Raw genomic sequence first — 22,912 nt, 5'->3', positions numbered from 1 at the left:
TATGGCCCCCGGGCCTACGCGTAACGGCAGCCGGATTTTGACTTGCGCTGTGCCATTAAACTAGCAAGGCGAGCGACCTCTGGCGGAAGTTGCGCACGGCAACGACCAATGGAGCTGACTTTTTCCTTACTTCAGTTGCAATGACTACGCAGGCTTGATCGCGCCGACCTCTCGTCCTTTGCGGCCGTGGATGATGGAAACGAGGACGGGCTGCCCTTCGGCCAAGCTGCCAAGCCCAGCCCGCTCGACAGTCGAAATGTGAAGGAAAAGGTCCTGACTTTCACTCTCGACAGCAACAAACCCATATCCCTTTACGGGGTTAAACCACTTTACAGTTCCGGCAATTGTTGGAGGGCCGCTCGCTTGCGGCGCTTCCAAATCCCGTGTTCGTCTCGGCACATCTTGACGCGGATTTCCGTTAGATTGTCCTGGTCTGGTTTGGGTTCCATTCCGGGGTGGTTCGGATGCGGCGGTGCTGGTGTCAACGCTGAAGATCTGGCTGACCTGCTGACCTTTCTGACCTAACCCAACCTTCACCATCAAGGTTGTGCCAGGGGCGAAAGCCGTGTGGCCTGCGGCTTCGACTTGCCGGGTATGCAGAAAGGCCTCGCCCGATCCATCGGTTAGCATGACAAAGCCGAAGCCTTTCTCAGGGCTGAACCATTTCACCCGAGCCTCCACCTCATTCCCGAACGCTGGATCGGGGCTCGGCCGCCGGGCTGGTTCCTCGTATGAAGGTCGGGGCGCATAGCCGCCCCATGGATCCGCAGATTGAGCGCCAAATTGACGTCGACGATCCCGATAATCGTTACCCTGGCCCATAGGAGTGCCTTCTCCCAAGTTATCGAGGACTATGCGTAACGTGCCCTTTAAGACACCGCAAGCGGGGATAGTTGCTCAAGGTCCGTCTAGCGGCTTACACCGGATCACCTCACAAAGGTTTCTCGCGGTGTACAGGCAGCAACGCATCTCATCCATTTTGGTGAAGCACATGGCATCGGGCTGTCGCGACCAAGCCTGAGAGTGTGAATTGCCCCATAAGGATCAATCTTAAAAGAGCTCGATCTATCGGACAGGGACAGGATGGTGAGTTACGAGGTTGCAGAATCCATGACCGGGCAGTGCCACAGCTCACGACCTGTCTTGTATGAGAGCATGAGAGGATGGCACCTCCGGGAGCTCCCGATCGAACAGATCGAGCGCCTCGTCGATAGTCTTGTTGGCCGACAGGTTGATCATGCGCAGGCCGCCGTCAGCAGTCGTAGCCTCACTCTCGCAGGCAAACCAGGCCTCCGCCAGCGGGTTCGTGGACTAGTCAAGGAGGCGGGTGGGGAGCGCGTGATGTCGGCCGAGGGCCATCCATTCGAGGAGAGTAGGGAGGTGGTCCTCGTACTGTTGGCCGTCTCGTTTGCAATGATGGCATAAAGCCTTCTCATCCTTGGGCAGGCAATCGCCCGGACCGATTATGGCTGGCCGGCCGTCCGACGGACGGGAGCAGGCCCAGATGCAGTCGGTCTTCTCTTCACACAGCTTCTTCAAGTCTAAATGGAGCAAGCTTTGGCCGTAGGTGATCTACGGATCGGGCGAGGGGATCATTCGCAAGCAAAGCATGTACGTCGCTCGCTCAAGGCGCCCGGTTCCAACTGAAGTTGGCCACCCGTGGATCGGCGGCGAAGACATCTGACTCGAACTGGATCGCAGCCCTGGGGCTTTCGCATAATGCTTGCACGCCGAACTGTGTCACCCGGATATGCCAGCTCTGACGGGCCCGCGGCTCGGGGTGATCGAAGCCGGCGCAGATGAGCCACGTCAGCGTAGCTCCGCGCTTGGGACACCGCACGGATTTTGCCCGAATCCCGGAGGCCCCTGCCGCCCTGGCTGCGTCCGCGAATGCCTGTGTGGCGCGGTAATCGCTAAAGTGGGCGAGGGCAGTATCGACGTTTCCGGTAATATCAATCATGCTGTCGGTCGCAATCGATACCGAGAGAGGTGTGTACTCGGCAAAGCCCTGCGGGATCCGCATTTCAGGAGCTTCGGCAAAGAACAATAGTCGATGGAACGCCAATTCGGTAATCGCCGTCTCGACCTGTTCGGCGGTATAATAGGTACTACCTTCTGCCACGGCCGTCGGAACCGCGAGCGTTGCCGCGCGGCATAGCGGACAGGCGTTTAAAGCAGCGGATGAAGGTGCTGGCAATCCGCCGGCACTGGAGGTTTGGTCAGATCAAGTAGTTCCTCGAGTCGACCCTGCTCATCGAGGGTGTCAACCAACTGCACCGTCGCAATAATGTACTGGGCCTCGACGACCCGTCAGCACAATCCTTTGTAGGGACGAAACTCAGAGTGGAGCGCGGCGGGAGTCGAGGTAATCGATGACATTCATAAGTCCGGCGATGGATTGAACTGCGTCGATCGGGCGGTTGCCGAGGGCGGTGTTCGGGCTTTTGAGCCAGGAAGCCGCCGCAGCCTGATCACCGCCCACGATCGCATCGAGCGAGTGATAGAGCCGGACAAAGAGTAGGGACAGCTGGAAGGCATTTCGGTCCCGATCGAGGGGAAAGTCGCCCTTCTTCATCCGGGAGACGGTTGCTTCCGAGACGCCAATGATCGTGGCAAAGAGCTGCACTGGAATGCCAAGGCGCTCGGCGGCTCGAACGGCCGCCTTTGACACGATGCTCGCGTCCTGGGGCTTAGGGGCGGACAGTGCGTTTGCGATCATCCCATAACTCTTTCTCCAACATGATTGATCCTTAAAATCTTTCTGTAAAGAGGAAAGCTCCATCAGTCTGCCGGTCCGGTGCGCACTGACCTAGCGGCTTGGCCGTTTTGGAGAGACCTATGGGCCGGCAGAGCGGCACCGTGCTGAACGGGCGACCGCGCCGCCACCGATCCAAAAGTTAGGAGCGTTTCGCCCAAATCCTGCGCCGCCATCCCAGCCAGTGAGTTTGGTGATGCCGAGTGGCGCAAGCGCTGCCTCATAGAATGTTATCATGCGGTTAGGCTCAATGGTACGTAATCCGATATGGTCAAGCATTGGAAAGTCCTCAGCGGGAGAAAGAGATTACCGTCGCACCGGCACAAATCAGCACTGTGCCTAGTGCAACGAGGGAGAGATTGAGGCTGCGCCATTCGGCAAAAACTCCTGCGCCTACGATGACAGCAACCAGTGCATTACTGTTGGTCAACGGTGCGATGATCGAAACGGGCAGTTTCAGCACACCTATACCATACGCCATGCAGGCAATAGCCATGGCCCAAGTCGCACCCATCGTCGCGGCAAATAGGATCGGCCGTAGGGAAGGTGTCGGTCCACCGGTCCACAGGAGCATCGACCAGCCAATCAGCCCTACGACACTGCCAACAACGGCCAAGTACAAGGGGATGGAGGCGCCCGCGCCGAGACTCGCCCGCATCAATACGGTTCCGAGTCCCAGGCAGATAGCTGGAATGAGCCCGCCGATCAAAAGTGCAGAAGGCGTCATGATCGATCTTCTCATCACTTCGGGAAGTGTTCGACATGGGTCTCGGCAGTGCGACCAAAATAGACCACGCGACGGCCTAGAAACGAGACCAGGTATCCCGCGCAACCCGCCACTTTGACCTTCTCGCAGAAGGCGACATAGCTGTAGTCGGCGGGGTTTGCCTGAGCCCAACGTACCAGGAATTCGACCTTATTGGCATCGAACTCAGAAGCGACGCTCCCGGAGGAGGGTGGCATGTCCAGCATGATGCTGTCACCATCGGGCAGATAGCATGTCTGTGTATTTCGACGGTAGTCGACGGCGTAACCTTCGAAGCCGGCAGTGATCAGTTTGCCCACGATCTCCGGGAAGCTCAAGCTTCCAGTGTGGGCCGCATGCAGGCAAGTCTGGGCAATAGAAATCCGTTCCGCGTCCATGGCGGTTCCTTTCATGTCAAAGTAAAAATTGGACGGCTCTCAGTCTACCGGGGTTGCGTTAAGCCCGCGTCGCTCGGCGAGTACCTTCAGAATTCGGTTGAGCGTTTCCAGCTCTTCCCTCGTCAAGGTATTAAAGAATTCCGCATCATTCTCATCGGCAAGCGCTGCAAGAACCGGGATTTTGTCCCGGCCCTCATTCGTCAAGGAAAGGCTGTGGGCGCGCTTGTCATCCTTGCTTTCCTTCCGCAGCACCAATCCCTTGGCCAGCAGCCTTTCCGCAAGTTTGCTGATTGCGCCTTTGGTCATACCCATCTTTTCGGCGAGAATTGACGGGGGCATTGGTTCAGAACCATAGAGTGCCCGCATGAATGACCACTCGGCGACTGTTACATCTTGGCCAGCCACCTTCCGAGCAAACTCCTGCGACACGGCGTTCGATACTATCCGCATCCAGTACCCAGTATGATCGGTCAGTTTTGAGGCATTCAAGGCAATTCTCCATATCGTTGACTAGGAAACTAACCGACTTAAGTTTCCTAGTCAACTAGATTCGTCGGGGTTCACAGATGAAGCAATGTGGATGGCATACCGCTTCTGGTGTCAGGCTCCGGACGTAGCATTCCAACCGCGGATGCGCCGCGAGTAAAAGCGGTGTAGCGGCAGTATTATGCCGAACCACCACCTGTCCACAGCAGCCTCCTCAGCCTTAGAAATCGACGATGCGGCATAAGGAACACTGGACCGGCCACGCGTCACGGCTTGGCCGAGATCTTCGCAACCCCTTCGGTTCGGAAGCTTATGCAGCCGAAGAACTTGTTGCTGAACTGATGACCAGCGCTTTCCTTTGCGCTGAGTTTAGCTTTGACGGCGATATCCGTCACGCCGGTTACATTCAGAACTGGTTCAAATTGCTGGAGAAGGACGAGCGGGCGTTTTTCACAGCCGCCAGCGCGGCACAGAAGGCCGCCGTTCACCTTCGTGACCTTGCTCTATCCGAGGAAATGGCCCTGGCAGCCTGAACACAGAGGGGCGGCATGGGGCGCCCCTTTACGCGAAGGCTCTTACGCGCAGGCCGCGGAAACCAAGTTGACCGGAAGCGTTGAATAGATAGGATTTGCGCAGGCCGTGCAGCCTGCCGCTCGCTCCGATTGGATTGGTGAATGCACGTAAGACATGGTTTGACCCTGTTGGGCGGCCGTCAGGAAGGCGAGCACTGACACTGATTTCGCCCACGTGAGGGATTGACCGTGAATACGATCAACCGTGCAAAAGTCATGGCGAAGGCCTTGCGCAAAGCACTGGCCGAAAAGCAGGTGGAAGTCTCGCATAGCGTCTGCCTGGAACTGATCGCACAGCAACTCGGCTATTCGGACTGGAACGTTTTGTGTGCCGCGTGCAGCAGTGAAATCACCGTGGCGGCCACGATCTTTGTGGAGCATGGTCGCCAGCAAGAGGCCGCAAACTTTTACGAAGCTGCGTTCGGCGCGGTCCAGACTAAGGCTCATACCCAAGACGGACAAAAAATAGCAATTGAGTTACAGATTGGCGAAGTCGCAATTTCGGTCTCCGGCTCCAATCCCAAGCGCGAGGCCGAGCCATGGCGTGGAGGTCCGTTCTTTCCTAAAGAACGGGGAGCCGTCAGCACCACGTTCCAGCTCGAAGTAAGCGATGCCGACGCGTATCTCTCAAGGGCGGTTATCGCCGGTGCGGCTGTCCGCGATGAGCTACAGGTGAGCGCCGGGGGTGGGCTAGCGGCTACGATCTTTGATCCGATGGGACATATCTGGAGCATCTGCCAGCGTTCGTCGGGAACGGCCAAGCGGGCGGCGTAGAAAGTCGGGCAGCAGCCCGTATGGCTGAAGGGCTTCCGGCCCTCCAATGTTCACACAGTCGCCGCCGCGAGCGGCGGCGGTAGTCCCGATAATGCACATGCTGGCGGGAGAGTGGGGCTCCGCCCCTCTCTCCCAACAAGCCGCTTCGGCCGGTCTCCCCATCCTTCGGCTCCGCCTGCAGGACCGCGAATGCGGCCGCCCATGCACTGCGCGCTTGGCCGGCGGGTGATCCCCCTCCGGCCTTCGAGCTTGCCCCTCTCTCCCCGCGTTCGCCACGTGGCAGGGGCGCAGGCGCAGGCGCTGCGCCCGAACATTCCAAAGGAGAAAATCCATGCAGACCGAATTTGCTTCCCTAATCCAAGGCTTTTTCACGCAGGAAGAGTGGAACAGATTGCTGGCAAACGGTCAGCTATCGACCACCAACGAGGGAGCGGACTTCGTTCCGGTCGTTAAGCTGTTCACGCCAGATGCGGGCGCGACGTGGCTTCTCACAGATGTGCACCCCGAGGACACCGATATCGCCTTCTGTCAGCTTGTCCGAACTTCGCAGCATTCGAGGCAAACTCGGCCTGCCAGTCGAGAAGGATCTTTCCTTTAGGACCGATAAACCCGTTTCTGAACTGGCGGCGGAAGCCCGCCAAGCCCGACGGATTACGGTCTAGGGCGCGGGAACGCGCGCCGGTCTCTTTCACAGTGATTGGCGCGGCTTCCCACCATCGCGTAGCGGTGTGAAATGGCGTCACTTCGCCTTTCATTTTGCACCTTAGCACTTGTCAGTATATCCTGAGGGGTATATAAGTATATACGCGTTTGGGATATACCGACGGAAACGAGCATGACCTATTTGATTAAGGATGAAGCCGTGGTGCAGCAGCTCAAAGTTCTGGCCCAGCGCAAGAACAAGACCGTCGCGGACGTATTGCGGCAGGTGGTCGTCCAAGCTGTCGAGCGAGACGACGCACACACGCCGACCATCGAAAAGCTTGGTGCCATCCACGCCAAGGTTCGCGCCATGGGCAAGCCCATTGGCCGCATTGATTGGGAGGCAGAGAAGGCCGCCTCCGACGAGCTTTGGGGTGAATGATGTATCTTGAAACGTCCGCCATTATCGCCCTGCTTGCGGGCGAGCCAGAAGCCACCGACTTGGCACGCAGGATCGACGAGGCGAAAACCAACCTCATCACGTCGCCGGTTTCCGTGACCGAAGCCGTTGTCAGGTTTGCCACTATCAAGGGGGTTACGATTCCTGCGTCTCAGGAAATCGTTTCTGAGCTTCTGGCAGTCTTGAAGGCACAAACCATCAGCATCACGCCGGAGATCGGCAACAAGGCCACGCGCGCCTATGCGCAGTACGGCAAGGGAACCGGCCACGGCGCGAAGCTCAATTTGGCCGACGTGTTTTCCTATGCGTGTGCGAAAGCCTACCGCGTTCCGTTGCTCTACAAAGGCAACGACTTCGCCAAAACCGACTTGGCCTAGAGCCGTGGTCATAGGGGAGATCCGGAAGGCGTGTAGCCTCGCCGGAGCTTCTTGCGCCGCAGGGCGGCGCAGGTTTTATCGGTCGCTTCCGCTTGCGCGAAATGCTGCCGCAAAACGCGGCTGGCGCCGCCGGTCCGGCCCCATTCCCGCACCAGCACGACGCCGCCGAATAGGTCGGCTTCCACGCGCAGCGCATAGAACCTTTTCATGTTGCGGCCTGGATCGCATCGGGTCAGCACAATCTCATTCACAGACAAGCGGCTCAGGGGATCCAGCGCAACGCGAGGAAATAGGCGACAGCCAGCGCGAACGGAGCCCAAATAGCAGCTGTTAAGTTGACGCCGCCAGCTTGCCGCGCCCGCTCTATCAGCTCGGCCTCGGATGTGGAGATGGTTCGCAACTTGCCGATCTTGCGGAGCGCGTGTTTGATATAGAGCTGCCTACCGAGGATGGCGAAGCAGACTCCGGCTACGGATGGAAGCCAATCCACCAGACCCGCGCCCCACCCCATTTTGCGGATTAAGACATCAAGGGCGAGGGGCAGGCCAGACGTAAGGATCGCAACCAGATAGAGCTTGCGATAAAACAGCCATGGCCAAGTTATGAGCAAGGCTGGCCAGCACCAGGTTGCAACGAGACGTTTCAAGGTCGGGTCAGCGGCTTCCATCTTGAGGAGTGTATGGAGATAATACTGTCCCTTATCGCCGACATAGGCGAGAAAGGGCGCATAATGGTCCTCTGATTGCCGGACCTGTGGCACGACCGAAGTTACATTCTCCATGCAAACCTATCCCGTATGTCAACCTAAAACCGGCCCCTGACCTCACGCAGAAAATCATCAAGGGCTTTGGTCACGAGATCAATGGGCCTGCACCGACGCTCCAATGCGATCTTGCGGACCTCAACCATTGCTCGGGGCTGACGCGCGCATCCCACCGGGTGCACCTCTGCTACACCTTTCGCCTTGACTGCAGCCGGTCGGCTCCGCGAGCCTTTTCATGTTGCAGGCTGGATCGCATCGAGTCAGCACAATCTCATTCACAGAACCGGCCTAAGGCCTCTTTGCAATGTAGTCGGCCAGGGCTTCGGACAGGACATCATTCGGCTGTCCGAGGTGGTTCCGTCGCGAACGAACCCCGAGTCTTATGTCACCCTGAGCCACAACCTTGCGGTTCAGGCGCAGCCTCTTCACCCCATGGCGGACGCCGAGGGGAGGGTGATCGCGTTCCGCCACCGCACGCAAACCGCCGCCACGCTGGCAGAGCAACGGCACCAGACGAATTCACAAGAGCCCGCTACAGGAGAACGCACCATGCCGCGGATCGAGCAGTTGGAAAGCACGCTTGAAAGCATGAAGGTGGATATCGCCGCCATGGTGCAGGCAACCCCGATGGAGCAGCGGCCGGAAATGACGGATCTCGCACGGGCGGCTATGTCGGATCTGGAGAAAGCGGTTGCCGACAAGCGGAAGATCTACGAGGAGCGCCGACCGCAGGTCGCGGGTGATCGCTTCGTCGCGCCGAAGCGTGAGGATGTCGGGCCGTTCCGTCACGAGGTCAAAGGCGAAGAGGTTCATTACTTCCGCGACACGGCAGCCGGTCCGAAGCTGGCGTTCGTGGACACAGGCGCGCAGGTTCGCATTCATCAGTATCAGGACCGGGAGACTGTTCGGGCCGCACTGCAGGTTTCGTCCGAGAAGTGGGACGGACTGAGCGTGAAAGGCGGCGAGGCGTACAAGAGCCTGGTGGTCGGTCTCGCGGCGGAACACGGCTTCGAGATCCTCAATCCGGAGCTGCAAGAGCGAATTGCCGCCGAGCGGGAGAGGCTTGGCAAGGCCGAGACGGCGGAGATTGTGAAAGCCAAGTCCGAGCAGGACCGGCCGGACCAGAAGGCCGAGAAGGCGCAGGATGCGAAAGCCAGACCGACGATCCCACCAGCAGAGCCGGCCGAGTGCCCGCCGCTCGTGGGCACATTGCTGCGCGTCGGCGAGGGACGCTATCAAGACGACCCGAAGAACGATGTATCGCCATATGTCGATATTCGTCTCAAGGATGGCAGCGAACATCGCATCTGGAGCGTGCAGGTTGCCAAAGATCTCAAGGGAGCCGACGCGAAGCCGGGCGACACCATCACGGCCCAATATCGCGGTATTGAGCGCGTGACGAAGCCGGTTCCGGTTCGCGATGAGAAAACAGGCGAAGTCACGCACCGCGAGGAGAGGCCGATGGAGCGCGGCGTGTGGCGCGTTGAGGTGACATCACAGAAGCAAACGGATCGGCCCGAGCTGGTGCAGAAGCCGGAGACCGAGGGGAGGACGGATCAGACCCAGGACGCCCAGGCTCAGAAGCTGGAAGCGCAACGCCAGGAGCAGCAGCGTGAGGTGCGGCGTCCTCCAATCCATCGGCCGCGCAACCGGCAATAATGACTTAATCCGATGCCTATCACTTCAACGACACTTCACTTCCCATATTCGAATGCGGACTGGAGGGCTCGTAATCACCTGAAACCAAGCCCATCTTTTCGAGTCAGGTTCCAAAGCGTTACGCACGCTTAAGATCCAGCAAAAGTTCTACTAATGATGGCTCGCTCTTGGAAAAAGCTTTCTTCTATACGTAAACTGCCACTTTATCTCTATATGGTCGCTACGGCCTGTTATGACTTGAACCCTTTGCACTTGGAGGCGTTTTTCTCTTCCTGATTTGACGAGGAGCAATGCTGACGGACGCACAATGGGCGATGCTGGAGCCTTTGGTGGAACAGTGCCGTCCGAAGGGCAAGACCCCACCGCACGATCTGCGTCGCACGATGGAGGCGATTCTCTGGCGGCATCAGAATGGCGCCAAGTAACGCTCTGTGCCCGGTGAACTGGGACCCTGGTGGCGGGCCGCTCAGACCTTCATCCGCTGGGCGTGCCTGGGTGTCTGGAAGCGCCTGCTCAACTTGGTGCAAGAGCGCGGCATCCAGCTTGGAACGGCGTTCCTCGACGGCACCAGTGCGCGGGCGCATCAGCAGGCCGCCGGGGCGCGCCGAAAAGGGGCTCTCAAGCTCAACGAGACGATCGTGAAGACTTGGCCGCTCTCGTGGTGGCTATGGCACCAAGGCTTGCGTGATCGCCGACGCTCTCGGGCGCGTCATCGCGTTCGGCTCGCGCCCGGTCAGGCGCACAAGCTGCCTGTAGCCATTCCGCTTCGCACCAGCCTGCCGGACGTGCCGAGCTGAGTTGTGGCGGATCGCGGCTACTCCAGTCACAGCTTCCGCGAACACATCCGGAGCATCAGTGCCAAGCCGGCCGTCCCGGCCAAGTCCAATGAGGTGCCGCTTGCCTGTCCGGACTGGATTTATAACAATCGCAATGTTGTCGAGCGGCTCTGGGCGAGGTTGAAGGAGTTGCGGGCTGTTGCAACCCGCTACGAGAAGACCGCCTCATCCTTCATGGGTGTGCTCTGCCTTGCCGCAGCAATCGACTGGCTCAAGACTTAACAGGCCGTAGAAAGGGCAAGGTATACGAAGGGGATGGTCGAGCCGAGTTAGTTCACGCTTGTGATAACGGCCGGAGCGCTCAGTTTAGATTTAGGCATGCTGGGTATCCAAGCCTGATCTGAGCGCAAGAGCCATTGCCGCCAGCACACAATCTGTTTCGGCATACTCACATAACGACATATAATGATACATTGTGCGTTTGTTGAATGTGATGTCTATTTCACTGTTCAGTTTTACTGAATTGATTCTTAAGTTGGATGCTTAATGCCATTGCTAAGTCTCAACGACTTCAAATAATGTAGTGTATGGACGCGCACACCAAGTGTCGCTGGGCAGCTTGCTATGACATATGAAGAGCGCCTTCAGTTTAACGGCAAGATGTTTGGTCTTCCGTTCTTTATATTCACTGGACTGGCAATTTATGCGCTGGCGCGCGGCCCGCAGCACTTACTTATGCCGCAAGGTCTGATCGAATGGTTCTACCCATATTCTTTACTGCCATGGGAGCGCTCGTTTGCGCACGGGCTGACAGTTTACCATCAACAATTCGTTGTATTGGCGCTGATCGGAGCGCTCGCCCAAGCTATCGCCGGATTGCCTACAATCCTCCCTCATATGCCTGAGATGAGGGCGCTGCCAGGTCTTCGGCGAAATCTCGTTACTATGCCTCTTCTGCTAATAGTATTAGTGTTACTTCGTCTATCGTTTATAGGGGAAATTAACGGTGTTTTTCTCAACAGTGGCCAAGACGTTGCACGCCAGTTAATAAAGTTAATATTGCCGGTTCTTCTATGCGCTATCACATTTATTATCGTAATCGGTATATTATGCGAAATAGGCTATGTGAAAATCTATAGTTACCGAAAGTATTAATGGATTTTGCCCAGTAAGGTCAAGTAGCTACCACGATCAGTTTCTTTCCCCGCCAATCTATCTCCTTAGGCTGCAAACGCAGGATTGAACATGTCGGATTCATCGTCTTTCACGCAGTCTTGGTCAGGAAGTGGTTCTTTTGCGGTTGACAACTTTGGCCATAGTACCTTCGGTCTTGATGGTCCGCTGCAATCGCCGGGCTAGGGCGCGGTAGGCTACGCCTTTGGCGGTGTCATCACCGACACATATGCCGGCATGATGGTCGGCACGGGGCTCCTCACTGCATCCTTTGAGATGGGCGGTTATCTAGCCCCAGGCAGTACTACAGCCGTTGTCGGCGCCGTGGGACAAGTCGGGACTGCCCTCGGCCGAACCGCGGTAGGGTTTGGCGCCATTACCACCGGCGTTACCATGGGCATCGCTGGATATCAGCAGACGGGATCACTTCCTGCCGCAGCGAGCTATGGCGCCGTAGCAGGCGTTCGCTCTGCCGCGATCGGCGTGGCCACGCTAGAAGCATTCAACGTGGGCCTTGCCTTTGGCACGGCTGTATTCTCATTGGCAGGGCCACTCGCTCCGGTTGCTGGTACGGCGATTGGCTTCGGCCTTGGAGTGGGGACGTACTATGGGCTTGACACATATGTGCCGCAGGCGAGTCTTAGCTACGGAACTTTTACTCCGGCGTCGCCGCTAAGCTACAACGACGCTCGCCATGGATTGACCGATAACGACGTTTTGGAAGCTGGCAGCGTCCACGAGGCCGTTCTAGCCAATCAACACGACTTTGCCAGTGCCGCCAACAATGCGGCGGCGCGGGGAGCGGTGGTTGGCGGGTTTAATCTCAATGGTCCAGCGATGCCTAGCCTGCCGGCCGATGCTGTCAGTTGGAGCCTAGACAACTCGCCAGTTTTTACCAACGATCAACTCGCCCTCGCTCGTGCTGAGGGACTAAAATTGGACGGCCCCGAACGCGTAGCGCCCAGCCTCCCGGCGGAAGCGCAAGATATCGCACCACCGAGTGTTCCGAGTGGCTACAGTTACGATCCCGGTGGCTATTCCTTCAGCCCAAGTGGATACAGCCCCAGTTCTGGTGGATATGGCTTCAGTTCGGGTGCTTGGGGTGGTGATAGTTACGCCAGAGACCCCGATAGCGGGTATTTGGGACCTGGTACCGGATATGATTCTCCACGCGACAGGGGCAACCTGGGCGAGCCCGGCGACTCATACGGTGACAGGGCTCCAAGCAGTGACGGTGGGTACAGTAAGGGAGGGGATTTCGGCCAAGGTCGCGATTACTCTGGAGGAGCTCGCGACTACGGCGGTTATGATGGTACCACGAGGGGATCGTTCAACGGTTTCGGGCCCGAGTTAGGGGGAGCGTATGGAAATAACTACGGCTATAGCAGCTACGATGGTCAAAGTTACAGCGCCGAGAATACCGGAGATAACTCTCCAGGTGAAGGAGCCCGCAATTGGCCCATTATCCTGGATTTAACTGGCGACGGCATTCAGATCACACAAAAGTCATCGTCGAGTACTTTCTTCGATATGGCTGGCGATGGCTACAAGCATCGCACTGCTTGGGCCGGCGCTGGCAACGGCGTGCTGGCTATTGACGCTGACGGCGATGGGCAAATCACCAACCGCAGCGAAGCTATCTTTACTGACTGGGACCCCACCGCCAGTGGCGATATGCAGGCGTTGCGCAACGTCTTCGATACCAACCAAAACGGCAGACTCGATGCGGGGGACGCGCGGTGGTCGCAGTTCCGCGTTATGGTCACGAATTCTGACGGAACTACGTCGGTGAAGACCCTGGCCGAACTCGGCATCGAATCGATTAACCTAATCGCTGATAAGACCAACATCACCTTGCCGGATGGCAGCAAGATCCTTGGACAGGCGACCTATACCCGCACCGATGGCACGACCGGTACGGCTGCCGATGCCGCCCTCAGCTACGACCTCGAGGGGTATGTCGTCCAGAAGACTGTGACCCAAAACGCCGACGGTTCGACCAGCATCGTCAACAAGATGCTGAACGCCGACGGCACCCTGGCCAGCGCGATCACAGGCCTCACCTCCGCCGACGGAAAAACCGTAACGTTGTTGTTCGACCGCAATGGCGACACTGTTGTCGACGATATGCAATCGCGTGCAACTGTGACACACGCCGACGGTAGCAAGACGGAAACCTTGGCCAACTCCACAGCTGCAGGACGTCTGACAGACCGCACGGTCACCGAAACCAGTGCCGACAAGGCGATTGTCTCGATCTCGCGCGACAGCAACGGCGATACGTTCGCAGACCAGACCGAGTTCCGTGCCACCCAGGCTAACGGCACCTCCACCATTGTCGTCTCCGATCTCAGCCGCGACGGCACGTTGATCCGCCAGGCGACGAGCACTGTCGCGGCGGATGGCTTGACGCGAACGACCGACGTCGATGTCGACGGTAACGGCATTGCCGACGACAAGGAGCAGGACGCGACCCTCGTCAATAGCGATGACAGCCGCGTCCAGACGATCAGCATCCGGAACGCCAACGACACCCTGCGCAACCGGACGATCAAGACCATCAGTAGCGACGGCCGCACTCAAACCATCCAACAGGACCTCGACGGCGACGGTGCAAACGATCTCGTTCAGTCGATCGTCATCACGGTCACCACAGACGGCAGCTCGACGTCGAGCAACCTGGTTCAGAGTCGGGACGGCTCGCTCCAAACCAGCACGACCGCGACCGTCAGCGCCGACGGTCTGGTCCGCCAGACCTGGTCCGATGTCGACGGGGACGGTGATATTGATCTCAGTACGTCCGACGCAACCGTCATCCACGCCGACGGCAGCCGGACCCAGACCGTCGAGACCCACAACGGCGACGGATCCCTCCACATTAAAGAGATCGTTTTCAAAGGCAGCGACGGGCGCTCCCGCACCACCCAAACCGACAGCAATGGTGACGGGGCATTCGACCGGGTCGAGACAATCGCTGTCGATACGACAGGCGCCAGCGTCGCCACCGTCTCGGCATATAATGAAGACGGATCGCTGCGCTCAAAGCTCGTATCGACCACCAGCGCCACCGGTCTCGCACGGACGGATCAGTCCGACGAGAACGGCGATGGGATTTTTGATCGCACTGTCGCAAATGTGACGGTCCTGAACGCCGACGGGAGTTCGACGACGACCCAGACGACCACCAACACAGATGGCGCGGTCCGCGGCAAAGTCGTCACAACAGCGAGTGCCAATGGCCTGAGCCAGACCACACAGGTCGATGCCAACGGCGACAGTGTCTTCGACCTGTCAACGGCCGACGTTACCGTACTCAATGCCGATGGCAGCAAGGTACGGACACTGACCGCAACCAACGCCAACGGCTCCCTCCGCTCCAGGGAAACCACGCAGACGAGCAGCGACCGGCAGACGACTACATTCTCCCGCGACACCAACGGTGATGGTAGTGCCGATGAGAGCATCAGCAGCGCCGTTCAGGCCAACGGCAGCGTCGTCGAAACCGCTACCCACCTGACGGCCGGCGGCAGTCTCATCGACAAGGTCGTTGCGACGAAGAGCGCGAATGGCCTTTCCAGCACGATCCAGAGGGACCTGAACGGTGACGGAATCTATGATCTGACCACAGCGGTTGCCACGGTCTTGCACGCCGATGGAAGCCGCATTACCACGGCGACCGACACTCATGCCGACGGCTCGCTGCGCGGCAAGACGGTAACGACGGTCAGCGCGACGGGTCTGTCGAGGACGAGCCAGACCGATGCCAATGGCGATGGCACCTTTGACCTGACCACCACCGAGGTCACGGTGCTCAATGCCAACGGCAGCCGCACGACAACCCGCACGGCGGTCAATCCCGACGGCACAGTCCGCGACAAGACCATCGGCACAGTCAGTGCCAACGGCTTTGTGACGACGGTCGAGCGTGACGTCAATGGCGATAGTATAACAGATATTATCACGACCGATGTCATGGTGCTGAACGCCAACGGCAGTCAGGTTCATACGATTACCGAAGCCAATGCGGACGGATCCCTGCGCCAGCGCAGTGAGGTGACGGTCAGTGACGATAAACGGTCATCGGCGTCGCAGATCGATACGGACGGCGACGGCCATGCCGACAAAACAGTCGTCGTTGCGACCCTTGTCAACGGCGACACCGTCACGACGATTGCGAACCTCGATTCCGCTGGCCACCTGACCAGCAGGACCGTCACGACCGCCAGTGCGACCGGCCTGTCGCAGACAGCCCAGGTGGACGTCAATGGCGACGGTGTTGTCGATGTCACCGCGACAGATGTGACGACATTGAGTGCCGACGGCGGCCGAACGACCACCCACCGTACCCTGAACAGTGATGGCTCGTTGCGTGATCAGACCGTGGCATCTGTGAGCGCGACGGGGCTCGTGAAGACGACTAAGGTAGATGCTGACGCCGACGGGACCTTCGAAACTACCACCACCGATACGACCCTCCTGAATATAGACGGTAGCCGGACGCAAACTGTTACGGTGACGAACGCCAACGGATCTCTGCGGCGCAAGGACATAGTCACAACCAGCGATGACGGCGAAACCGTCTCCGTCAGTCGTGATCTCAATGGCGACGGCAAGATAGACCGGACCGTGACTACAGCAATCGACGGTAACAAAAATCTGGTTGAGACGCGTGCGAACCTGTCGGCGACAGGAACCCTGATCAACAAAATCGTCGAGACAACCAGTGCCACTGGTCTTGATTGGACGCAGCAGCGCGACCTCAATGGCGACGGGGCGTTCGACCGCGTTCAGGCCCGTCATACCGTCTTGAATGTTGACGGTAGCCGGACGACAACGTTGACCGACACTGCTTATTCTGGGTCCGGTGGAGCCGTAGCCAAGCTAAAGAGCAGTGTCGTGTCCACCGTGAGCGGCAATGGTCTCTCAGCCAGCTATACGTTCGATGCCGCTGGCCCAGGCTATTCTCCCAATCTATTTAAGCGCAGTGCCACAGACGTGACGACACTGAATGCCGACGGCTCACGGACCGAGACGATCAGCACCTTCAGTGGCTCTGCGGTGCTCCTCGATCGGTCGACAACAATCATCAGCGGCAACGGCTTGTCGAAAACGACCCAGCTTGACGTTGACGGCAACGGTTCTATCGAGCGCGCGTCTAGCAAGACAATCGCAGTCAACGGCGCCGTTACTGAGACTGCTGAGCTGAAGAGTCTTACGGGATCGTTGATTCAAAAGTCAGTCGTGACGACCAGTGCAGACGGGCTCCGCGTTGTCGGGCAGGTAGACACCAACGGTGATAGCCTGTTCGACCGGTTGCACACGACCATCGTCAATGCCGATCGCAGTGTCACAGACAGCTGGGAAAACACCGGGACAGCTGAGGCGTCAAGGGATAAGGTCGTTACGGTCACCAGTGCCGACGGTCTCGCCAAGACAGTTCAGGTGGACGGGGACGGTGATGGCCTGAACGACCGGGTCACAACCAGCATAGTTGCGCTGAACGCAGACGGCAGCCAGACCACTGTTGTCTCGGAGACGAACGACGCCGGTCAGCTTGTGAGTAAGACGACAACGACAACGAGCGATGACGGCCTGACCGTCACGTCCATCTTCGATACGAACGGCGACGGAACCACCGATCGGACGACGACAACGAACAAAGTACTGAACATAGACGGATCTACGACTACGACCGTCGCGTCGCGCTATGCGGACAATTCCCTGCATAAGAAGATCATTACGACCACGACGGCAGACGGCCGAACCACTACGTCAAAGATTGATAGCGATGGTGATGGCATCGATGACAAGGTCGTCACTACCACTGTAAATGCTGATGAAACACAATCCGAGACAACCCAGTATTATTCCGCGACCGGGGCCCTTACCTCCTCTGTGACCCGAACCGTCAGCGCCGATGGTCAGTCAGTCGCGAGGCAATGGAGCAATGGGGTCGTCGAGAAGACCGAGTATTTGGCCAATCAAAACGGCAGCTATACGTGGACGCAGGCTACTGGCGGTTTCGATAATGCGAAAGCTGCCTATAGCGGCTACGGTTCTGCATCCGGTGGGTGGTCCAGCCAGGAGATTTATCCCCGAGAAATGGCAGACGTGAACGGTGACGGGCGCGCCGACATCGTTGGATTTGCCCACAATGCGATTAATGTTGCGTTGGGTCAAGCGGATGGATCGTTCGCAGCCGCGATCGTTGCCGGCAATGGATTTACGTACGGGAGCTCCTGGAACAGCGACAATACCTATCCCCGTAAATTGGCAGATGTGAATGGTGATGGAAGAGCTGATATCATCGGCTTTGGTTCAGGTGCGGTGTACGTCGCGCTCGGTCAAAGTAATGGAACATTCGGTACCTCATTCATTGCATACAATCACTACGGCGCAGGGAACGGCTGGTCGACTCAGGATGCTTATCCGCGCGAGATTGCAGACGTAAACGGCGATGGGCGCGCGGACATTGTTGGCTTTGCCTCTGGCGGCGTCAGTGTCTCTCTGGGCCAAGCCGACGGAACATTCGGCACTGCGTTCGTCGGCATCTACGGATACGGCACTGCGGGCGGATGGACCAGCGACAACACCATGCCGCGGAAGCTGGCGGATGTGAACGGCGACGGTCGGGCGGATATCGTCGGCTTCGCCTCCAACGGGGTCTATGTGTCGCTGGGTCAAGCAAATGGTAAATTTGGCACTGCTTCACTCGCTTACAGCGGTTATGGAACGGCTGGCGGCTGGACCAGCCAAGATGCCACTCCCCGTGAACTGGCTGACATAAATGGCGACGGGCGGGCCGATATTGTCGGCTTTGCCACCGATGGTGTCTATGTCTCCTTCGGTCAGGCAAACGGAACCTTTAGCAGTGCGGTATTTTCCTCCAGCTCATATGGATCAAATCAGGGCTGGACCAGTAACAACACGGTACCGCGCAAACTGGCTGACGTGGACGGAGATGGGCTTGCCGATGTTGTCGGTTTTGCGACCAACGGCGTTTATGTTTCGCTCGGTTCCGGCATCACAGTGAGCCACGCGATCAGCCTGAATGGGGTGGACACCTGGACATCGAACGAAGGTGGCGTTGTTCGGACGATTACGATTGATTTAGCGACAAAGAAGGGATGCTTGGAACTCGCCACTCGGATCTACGGGGTTGTCCTTGATCGGCAAATGACGGATCGGGAAAGCGAGACACTCCTGAAATATATCAGCAATGGCGCGCTTGATGCGGCCAAGCTGGCTTCCGACCTTCTAGCGAGTGGGGAGTTCGGGCAGAGATTCGGACCGCTCTCGAATGCCGAGTTTTTGGACCGGATCTATCAGAATGCCTTTGAGCACAGCGCTACTTTGTCAGACACCCATCGGCTTCTTTCAGGTCTCGTGGACGGTGCACTGACGCGAGTCGGGGCAGCCCTGTCACTTGCCAATTCGGCCGAGAATCTGACCAACGGTGACGAGCGCCTGGCTGAAGAAAAGTTCCCCGGAAATGAAGCTTTCAGTCTGCAACACGAGACGGATAGAGCGTTAGCACTCAATCTGGTATCAAAGCTCTATGGCACCATGCTGGATCGGGATCCGACTGTGGCTGAGGCATCAGCCCAAGCACAGGCGATCGTCAATGGCAGCAAGACGGTTGCACAAGTGATTGCAACATTGTTGTCATCGTCGGAGTTTAGCACGAAGAATGGCGCCAACCTCTCGAGTGCATCCTTCATTGCAGCGATGTTCCTTAACGCATTAGGCCGCGCTCCCACTGTGCAGGAAACGAATCACTGGGTCTCGGCCTTGGATGGTGGCCAGATCTCTCGCGCCGATCTGATCCTCGCAATTGCGCAGACACCGGGCGATAGTACTGGAAACATTGTTCCTGGGTCATCCAGCGACGATGTGTTGAATGGCACGAGTGGGCGCGATCAGTTGAGCGGTGGCGCCGGGGTCAACCATATCACTGGCGGAGCTAACGCTGATACGATTGTTGACGGGCAGGGTACGGACACAATCCACTACGCGCGGGGGGATGGCGATGATGTCATCTACGCCTCCCATCTCGTCGTGCCAAGCTCCAGCGGCGCACCGGACGAAGTGGTCGGAGCGGACAGGCTGCAGTTCGGCAATCTCAATCGAGCGGATATCAGCCTACAGCGTGTCAATGCTTCTGGGAGCCCGACGGGAGCCTGGGACGACCTGCGCATCCGCGTTCTGGCAACGGGCGAGATCATCACGGTCCACGATCAGTTCAGAGCGGGCGTCACGGATGGGAGTGGAACGAAGGAATGGGGTCTGAACGGCGTTGTATTTGCGGATGGCTCCCAACTGACCCGCGCTCAGATAGAAGCTGCTGCGAGTCCTGAGGCCCATGCGGAAACAGTCGCGAGCGATGGTTCACGGACGGTCATCGACTGGGACGTGAACGCAGGGCAGTCCTGGGCCAGCATCCGGCATGAGTACAATGCACTCGGAGCTTTGATCTACGAGCGGACATTGTTTGATGACGGTACATCAACGAGTGTGTCGCATGATCTGGCAGGCACCCAAGCGTGGTTGTCCCGTCAGGAATGGTCCGACTCACAGGGCCGCATGACCAAGTTGATCACCAATAACGATGATGGATCCCGCACCGAGAAGCTGTGGGACCCCGCTAATACGCAGGTCTGGACAAGCCAAGTCGAGCAGTTCAACACAACCGGGCTGCGAACGACAAAAGACATCGTCAATGACGACGGGTCACGCTCTAACCAGATCTGGGACGTGGCGAACGCTCAGACCTGGGCGACCTACACGACTTTCGTCAATGCGGACGGGCTGCGCACCTGCCAGAGCGGAACCAACGACGATGGTAGCAAGTGGACGAGCTACTGGGACGTCGCAAACGCAAACAACTGGACGACTTATACGGATTATTTCAACGCAGGAGGTCATCGCACAAGCCAGAATGGGACTTATGACGATGGCCGCAAGTGGGTGATCTTCTGGGACGTCGCAGGCGCCTATAACTGGTCGACCTACACCGACACGATGAACGCTGCCGGTCAGCGCACCAATCAGAGCGGTACCTATGACGATGGTCGCAAATGGTCGATGTATTGGGATGTCACAGGATCGAACAACTGGTCGACGTATACTGACTATTTCGATGCAGCCGGACGGTGGACCAGCCAGAGCGGCACTTACGATAATGGCACTCAATGGACAAACTACTATGACCCGGCAGGGGCTTATAACTGGTCGTCTTATACCGACTACATAAATGCGTCGGGTCAGCGGACCAGCCAAAGCGGCACTTATGATGATGGGCGCAAATGGGTTATGTTCTGGGATCCCACCGGCGCTTACAACTGGTCGACTTATACCGACTACTACGATGCCAGCGGTAACCGTACCAGCCAACAGGGTACCTACGATAGCGGTGGAAGTTGGTCGTATTTCTGGGACTATACTTCTGCGAACACCCTGTACCAACGGCTGATCATCTACGACGGAGCCGCCCGACCAACGTTGCAGCAGGATAACCTGGACAGCGGCGCCACCATTGAATACGGCTGGGATTACGGCGCGACTAACTGGACGAGCTATCAGAAGAATTATAATGGTTCCGGTACGCTTATGGACCAGACCTTCTATCTCGACAGTGGCGGCCGGTCCTACGAATGGTGGGACATCTATATGAACTCCACCATCTACTACCAATATCAGCACTACAATGCTTACGGCTATCTCGATGCCATGAGCACGCAGTACGACAATGGAACATGGGCGTACTACGTGGCTCCGATTACTGTTGACCTTGACGGCGACGGAATTGAGCTGCTCGATGGACGCACATCCGGCGTGACCTTCGATTGGGATGGTGACGGAAAGAGAGAAAAGACCGCATGGGCCAGTGCCAAGGATGGCTTCCTCGTTATTGATCTGGCGGCCGATGGATCTGCGGGCGCTGACGGTGTCATTGATCAGAAGAAGGAGATTGCCTTCACAAACTGGGCGCAATGGACGAGCTCTGATCTTGAGGCCCTTCGCCAAGCCTTCGACTCCAATGGCGACGGTGTGCTGGACGCGAAGGATGAGCGCTGGGGTGAGTTCCGGATCTGGCAGGACAAGAACCAGAATGGGATCTCCGAAGCGGGAGAACTGCGTACGCTGGACCAGTGGGGGATCAAGAGCATTGACCTGCAGGCGGATAGCTCAACGCCTCAGAACTTCCCTGATGGGTCCATGATCTCGGGCACAGCCGCGATTACCTGGGCCGACGGCAGGACGACCCTCGCCGGCGACACAGCGCTCAGCTTTACCCCGGAGGCCCTTGAGACAAAGACGCTCGGGGGGGCAGCGCCAGGCATCATTTCCGGCACAGGAAACCCAGAAGAGCTGATTGCAACTCAGGGAGCTGATGCCTTTGTCTTTGCTCAGCGGTTCGGTCATGACACTGTCCGTGGTTTCGATGCAGGCGCCACAGGCGATCTGATCGTCTTCAACAAGGAGACCTTTGCCAATGCGGATGATGTGTTCGGTGCGGCGCAGCAGATCGGAGAAGACGTGGTGATCACCAAAGATGATGAGAACACCGTCACCCTAAAGAATGTGCTTCTCTCAAGCCTCAGCAAGGACGACTTCCGGTTCATGGCCTAACGCCTCCCCGAGGCGCGGCCGGGTGTCCCGCTGCCGCGCCTCCAGTCCAATACTGCGAGACTCTCTTTTTACAGACCAGGATCTTCCCAATGAAAGCGACACGAGTGTTTCTGACAGCACTTGGCCTCTTGCTTGCCGCGTGCTTACCAGCGAATGCAAAAGCTAAGGCGTCGGATCCTGGCGCTGCCATCGTCGCCTGCATGGAGAAGTCGAAACGACTGACCGAGGACGTCGATGCGGCCACGCACCGTTACGGGCAAGCCCTTCTTACACAGGGCCACGCCAAGGAGGGGGCATGGGACCGAGCGACCTGCCAGGCGCTCAAAGCCACGCTGGTTGCAGGCGACCGGCAGCTGACATGGAAAGGACAGGAAAGTCCGATCTGCGCCCAAATCGTCACTGCGCCGAAGGCGCAGGCGAGCCTTGAAGGGTTTGCTGCATCGCACGGCAGGCTGCGGGTTACCTACGCCTCCCATTGCCGCTAGGCTCCCGTTCAGGGCGCCGTCAGATCGCGCCTGCTGACATCTGGCCACTTAGCCCAGCAGCCATGGCAGCCCCTTCACGCAGCCCACCGGACGAGAGATGACGCAGGCATCGAAAAGGCAACGGGAAGAAAGCACAGAGGTTTATGACGCTCTGAAAGCTTGCAGCCCTTCATTCATTGGCGTCGCGGTGTTTTCCGCGGTGGTCAACATTCTGG

Annotated in this window: 17 protein-coding genes and 2 pseudogenes; 11 read left to right on the top strand and 8 right to left on the bottom strand. The window is 58.0% G+C overall.

All coding sequences use genetic code 11. The features are described from left to right. Positions 1-144: 144 nt before the first annotated feature. A complete protein-coding gene (locus tag LJD17_RS24275) occupies positions 145-822 on the bottom strand; it encodes a cold-shock protein (RefSeq protein ID WP_319799711.1) in 678 nt (225 codons plus the stop codon). A gap of 333 nt (positions 823-1,155) precedes the next feature. Between LJD17_RS24275 and LJD17_RS20410 the strand changes: the two genes are divergently transcribed. After that, positions 1,156-1,425: a hypothetical protein gene (locus LJD17_RS20410; RefSeq protein WP_227386040.1), complete on the top strand. Its 270-nt coding sequence runs from the start codon at positions 1,156-1,158 to the stop codon at positions 1,423-1,425. A gap of 199 nt (positions 1,426-1,624) precedes the next feature. Here the strand turns inward: LJD17_RS20410 and LJD17_RS20405 are convergent, their stop codons facing one another. The 5 genes from LJD17_RS20405 to LJD17_RS20385 form a co-directional block, all read right to left on the bottom strand. Beyond that, positions 1,625-2,122, bottom strand: a complete 498-nt coding sequence (locus LJD17_RS20405) for an RES domain-containing protein (protein ID WP_227386039.1) — start codon at positions 2,120-2,122, stop codon at positions 1,625-1,627. 216 nt (positions 2,123-2,338) lie between these two features. Continuing rightward, positions 2,339-2,719, bottom strand: coding sequence for an antitoxin Xre/MbcA/ParS toxin-binding domain-containing protein (locus LJD17_RS20400; RefSeq protein ID WP_227386038.1), 381 nt, complete (start codon positions 2,717-2,719; stop codon positions 2,339-2,341). Between the two features lie 325 nt (positions 2,720-3,044). Further along, positions 3,045-3,482: a hypothetical protein gene (locus LJD17_RS20395; RefSeq protein WP_227386037.1), complete on the bottom strand. Its 438-nt coding sequence runs from the start codon at positions 3,480-3,482 to the stop codon at positions 3,045-3,047. Positions 3,483-3,496: 14 nt separating this feature from the next. Continuing rightward, positions 3,497-3,898 (bottom strand): DUF1398 domain-containing protein, encoded by a 402-nt coding sequence (locus LJD17_RS20390; protein ID WP_227386036.1) that lies wholly within the window; start codon positions 3,896-3,898, stop codon positions 3,497-3,499. A gap of 39 nt (positions 3,899-3,937) precedes the next feature. Beyond that, entirely contained in the window at positions 3,938-4,348 is a 411-nt protein-coding gene (locus LJD17_RS20385; RefSeq protein WP_227386084.1) for a MarR family winged helix-turn-helix transcriptional regulator, read from the bottom strand. Between the two features lie 269 nt (positions 4,349-4,617). On the opposite strand from LJD17_RS20385, the gene LJD17_RS20380 reads away from it, so the two are divergent. The 5 genes and pseudogenes from LJD17_RS20380 (at position 4,618) to LJD17_RS20360 (ending at position 7,209) form a co-directional block, all read left to right on the top strand. Continuing rightward, positions 4,618-4,917: a zincin-like metallopeptidase domain-containing protein gene (locus LJD17_RS20380; RefSeq protein WP_227386035.1), complete on the top strand. Its 300-nt coding sequence runs from the start codon at positions 4,618-4,620 to the stop codon at positions 4,915-4,917. Positions 4,918-5,145: 228 nt separating this feature from the next. Then, positions 5,146-5,730 (top strand): glyoxalase superfamily protein, encoded by a 585-nt coding sequence (locus LJD17_RS20375; protein WP_227386034.1) that lies wholly within the window; start codon positions 5,146-5,148, stop codon positions 5,728-5,730. 331 nt (positions 5,731-6,061) lie between these two features. Then, a pseudogene (locus LJD17_RS20370) lies at positions 6,062-6,392 on the top strand (DUF2958 domain-containing protein). Positions 6,393-6,565: 173 nt separating this feature from the next. Continuing rightward, a complete protein-coding gene (locus LJD17_RS20365) occupies positions 6,566-6,814 on the top strand; it encodes a hypothetical protein (RefSeq protein WP_227386033.1) in 249 nt (82 codons plus the stop codon). Beyond that, a complete protein-coding gene (locus LJD17_RS20360; RefSeq protein WP_227386032.1) occupies positions 6,811-7,209 on the top strand; it encodes a type II toxin-antitoxin system VapC family toxin in 399 nt (132 codons plus the stop codon). The genes LJD17_RS20365 and LJD17_RS20360 overlap by 4 nt, the downstream gene beginning before the upstream one ends. An 8-nt stretch (positions 7,210-7,217) precedes the next feature. On the opposite strand, the gene LJD17_RS20355 is transcribed toward LJD17_RS20360, so the two are convergent. Next, positions 7,218-7,448, bottom strand: a complete 231-nt coding sequence (locus tag LJD17_RS20355) for a WGR domain-containing protein (RefSeq protein ID WP_227386083.1) — start codon at positions 7,446-7,448, stop codon at positions 7,218-7,220. A gap of 23 nt (positions 7,449-7,471) precedes the next feature. Next, positions 7,472-7,990: a DUF2628 domain-containing protein gene (locus LJD17_RS20350; RefSeq protein WP_227386031.1), complete on the bottom strand. Its 519-nt coding sequence runs from the start codon at positions 7,988-7,990 to the stop codon at positions 7,472-7,474. A gap of 333 nt (positions 7,991-8,323) precedes the next feature. On the opposite strand from LJD17_RS20350, the gene LJD17_RS20345 reads away from it, so the two are divergent. The 5 genes and pseudogenes from LJD17_RS20345 to LJD17_RS20325 all read left to right on the top strand — a co-directional run bounded on the left by LJD17_RS20345 (position 8,324) and on the right by LJD17_RS20325 (position 22,697). Beyond that, positions 8,324-9,631: an LPD7 domain-containing protein gene (locus tag LJD17_RS20345; protein WP_227386030.1), complete on the top strand. Its 1,308-nt coding sequence runs from the start codon at positions 8,324-8,326 to the stop codon at positions 9,629-9,631. A 290-nt stretch (positions 9,632-9,921) separates the two neighbouring features. Next, positions 9,922-10,689 (top strand): annotated as a pseudogene (locus LJD17_RS20340) (IS5 family transposase). A 342-nt stretch (positions 10,690-11,031) separates the two neighbouring features. After that, on the top strand, positions 11,032-11,562 hold the full coding sequence (locus tag LJD17_RS20335) for a hypothetical protein (RefSeq protein WP_227386029.1): 531 nt from the start codon (positions 11,032-11,034) through the stop codon (positions 11,560-11,562). Positions 11,563-11,817: 255 nt separating this feature from the next. Beyond that, the gene (locus LJD17_RS20330) at positions 11,818-22,212 is read left to right on the top strand and encodes a DUF4214 domain-containing protein (protein ID WP_227386028.1); all 10,395 of its coding nucleotides are present in this window, start codon (positions 11,818-11,820) and stop codon (positions 22,210-22,212) included. Between the two features lie 89 nt (positions 22,213-22,301). Beyond that, entirely contained in the window at positions 22,302-22,697 is a 396-nt protein-coding gene (locus LJD17_RS20325) for a hypothetical protein (RefSeq protein WP_227386027.1), read from the top strand. Positions 22,698-22,912 lie beyond the last annotated feature (215 nt).

The organism is Microvirga rosea, assembly GCF_020595095.1.
GTDB classification, from domain to species: domain Bacteria; phylum Pseudomonadota; class Alphaproteobacteria; order Rhizobiales; family Beijerinckiaceae; genus Microvirga; species Microvirga rosea.
This window is presented reverse-complemented; position numbering and strand designations above follow the sequence as displayed.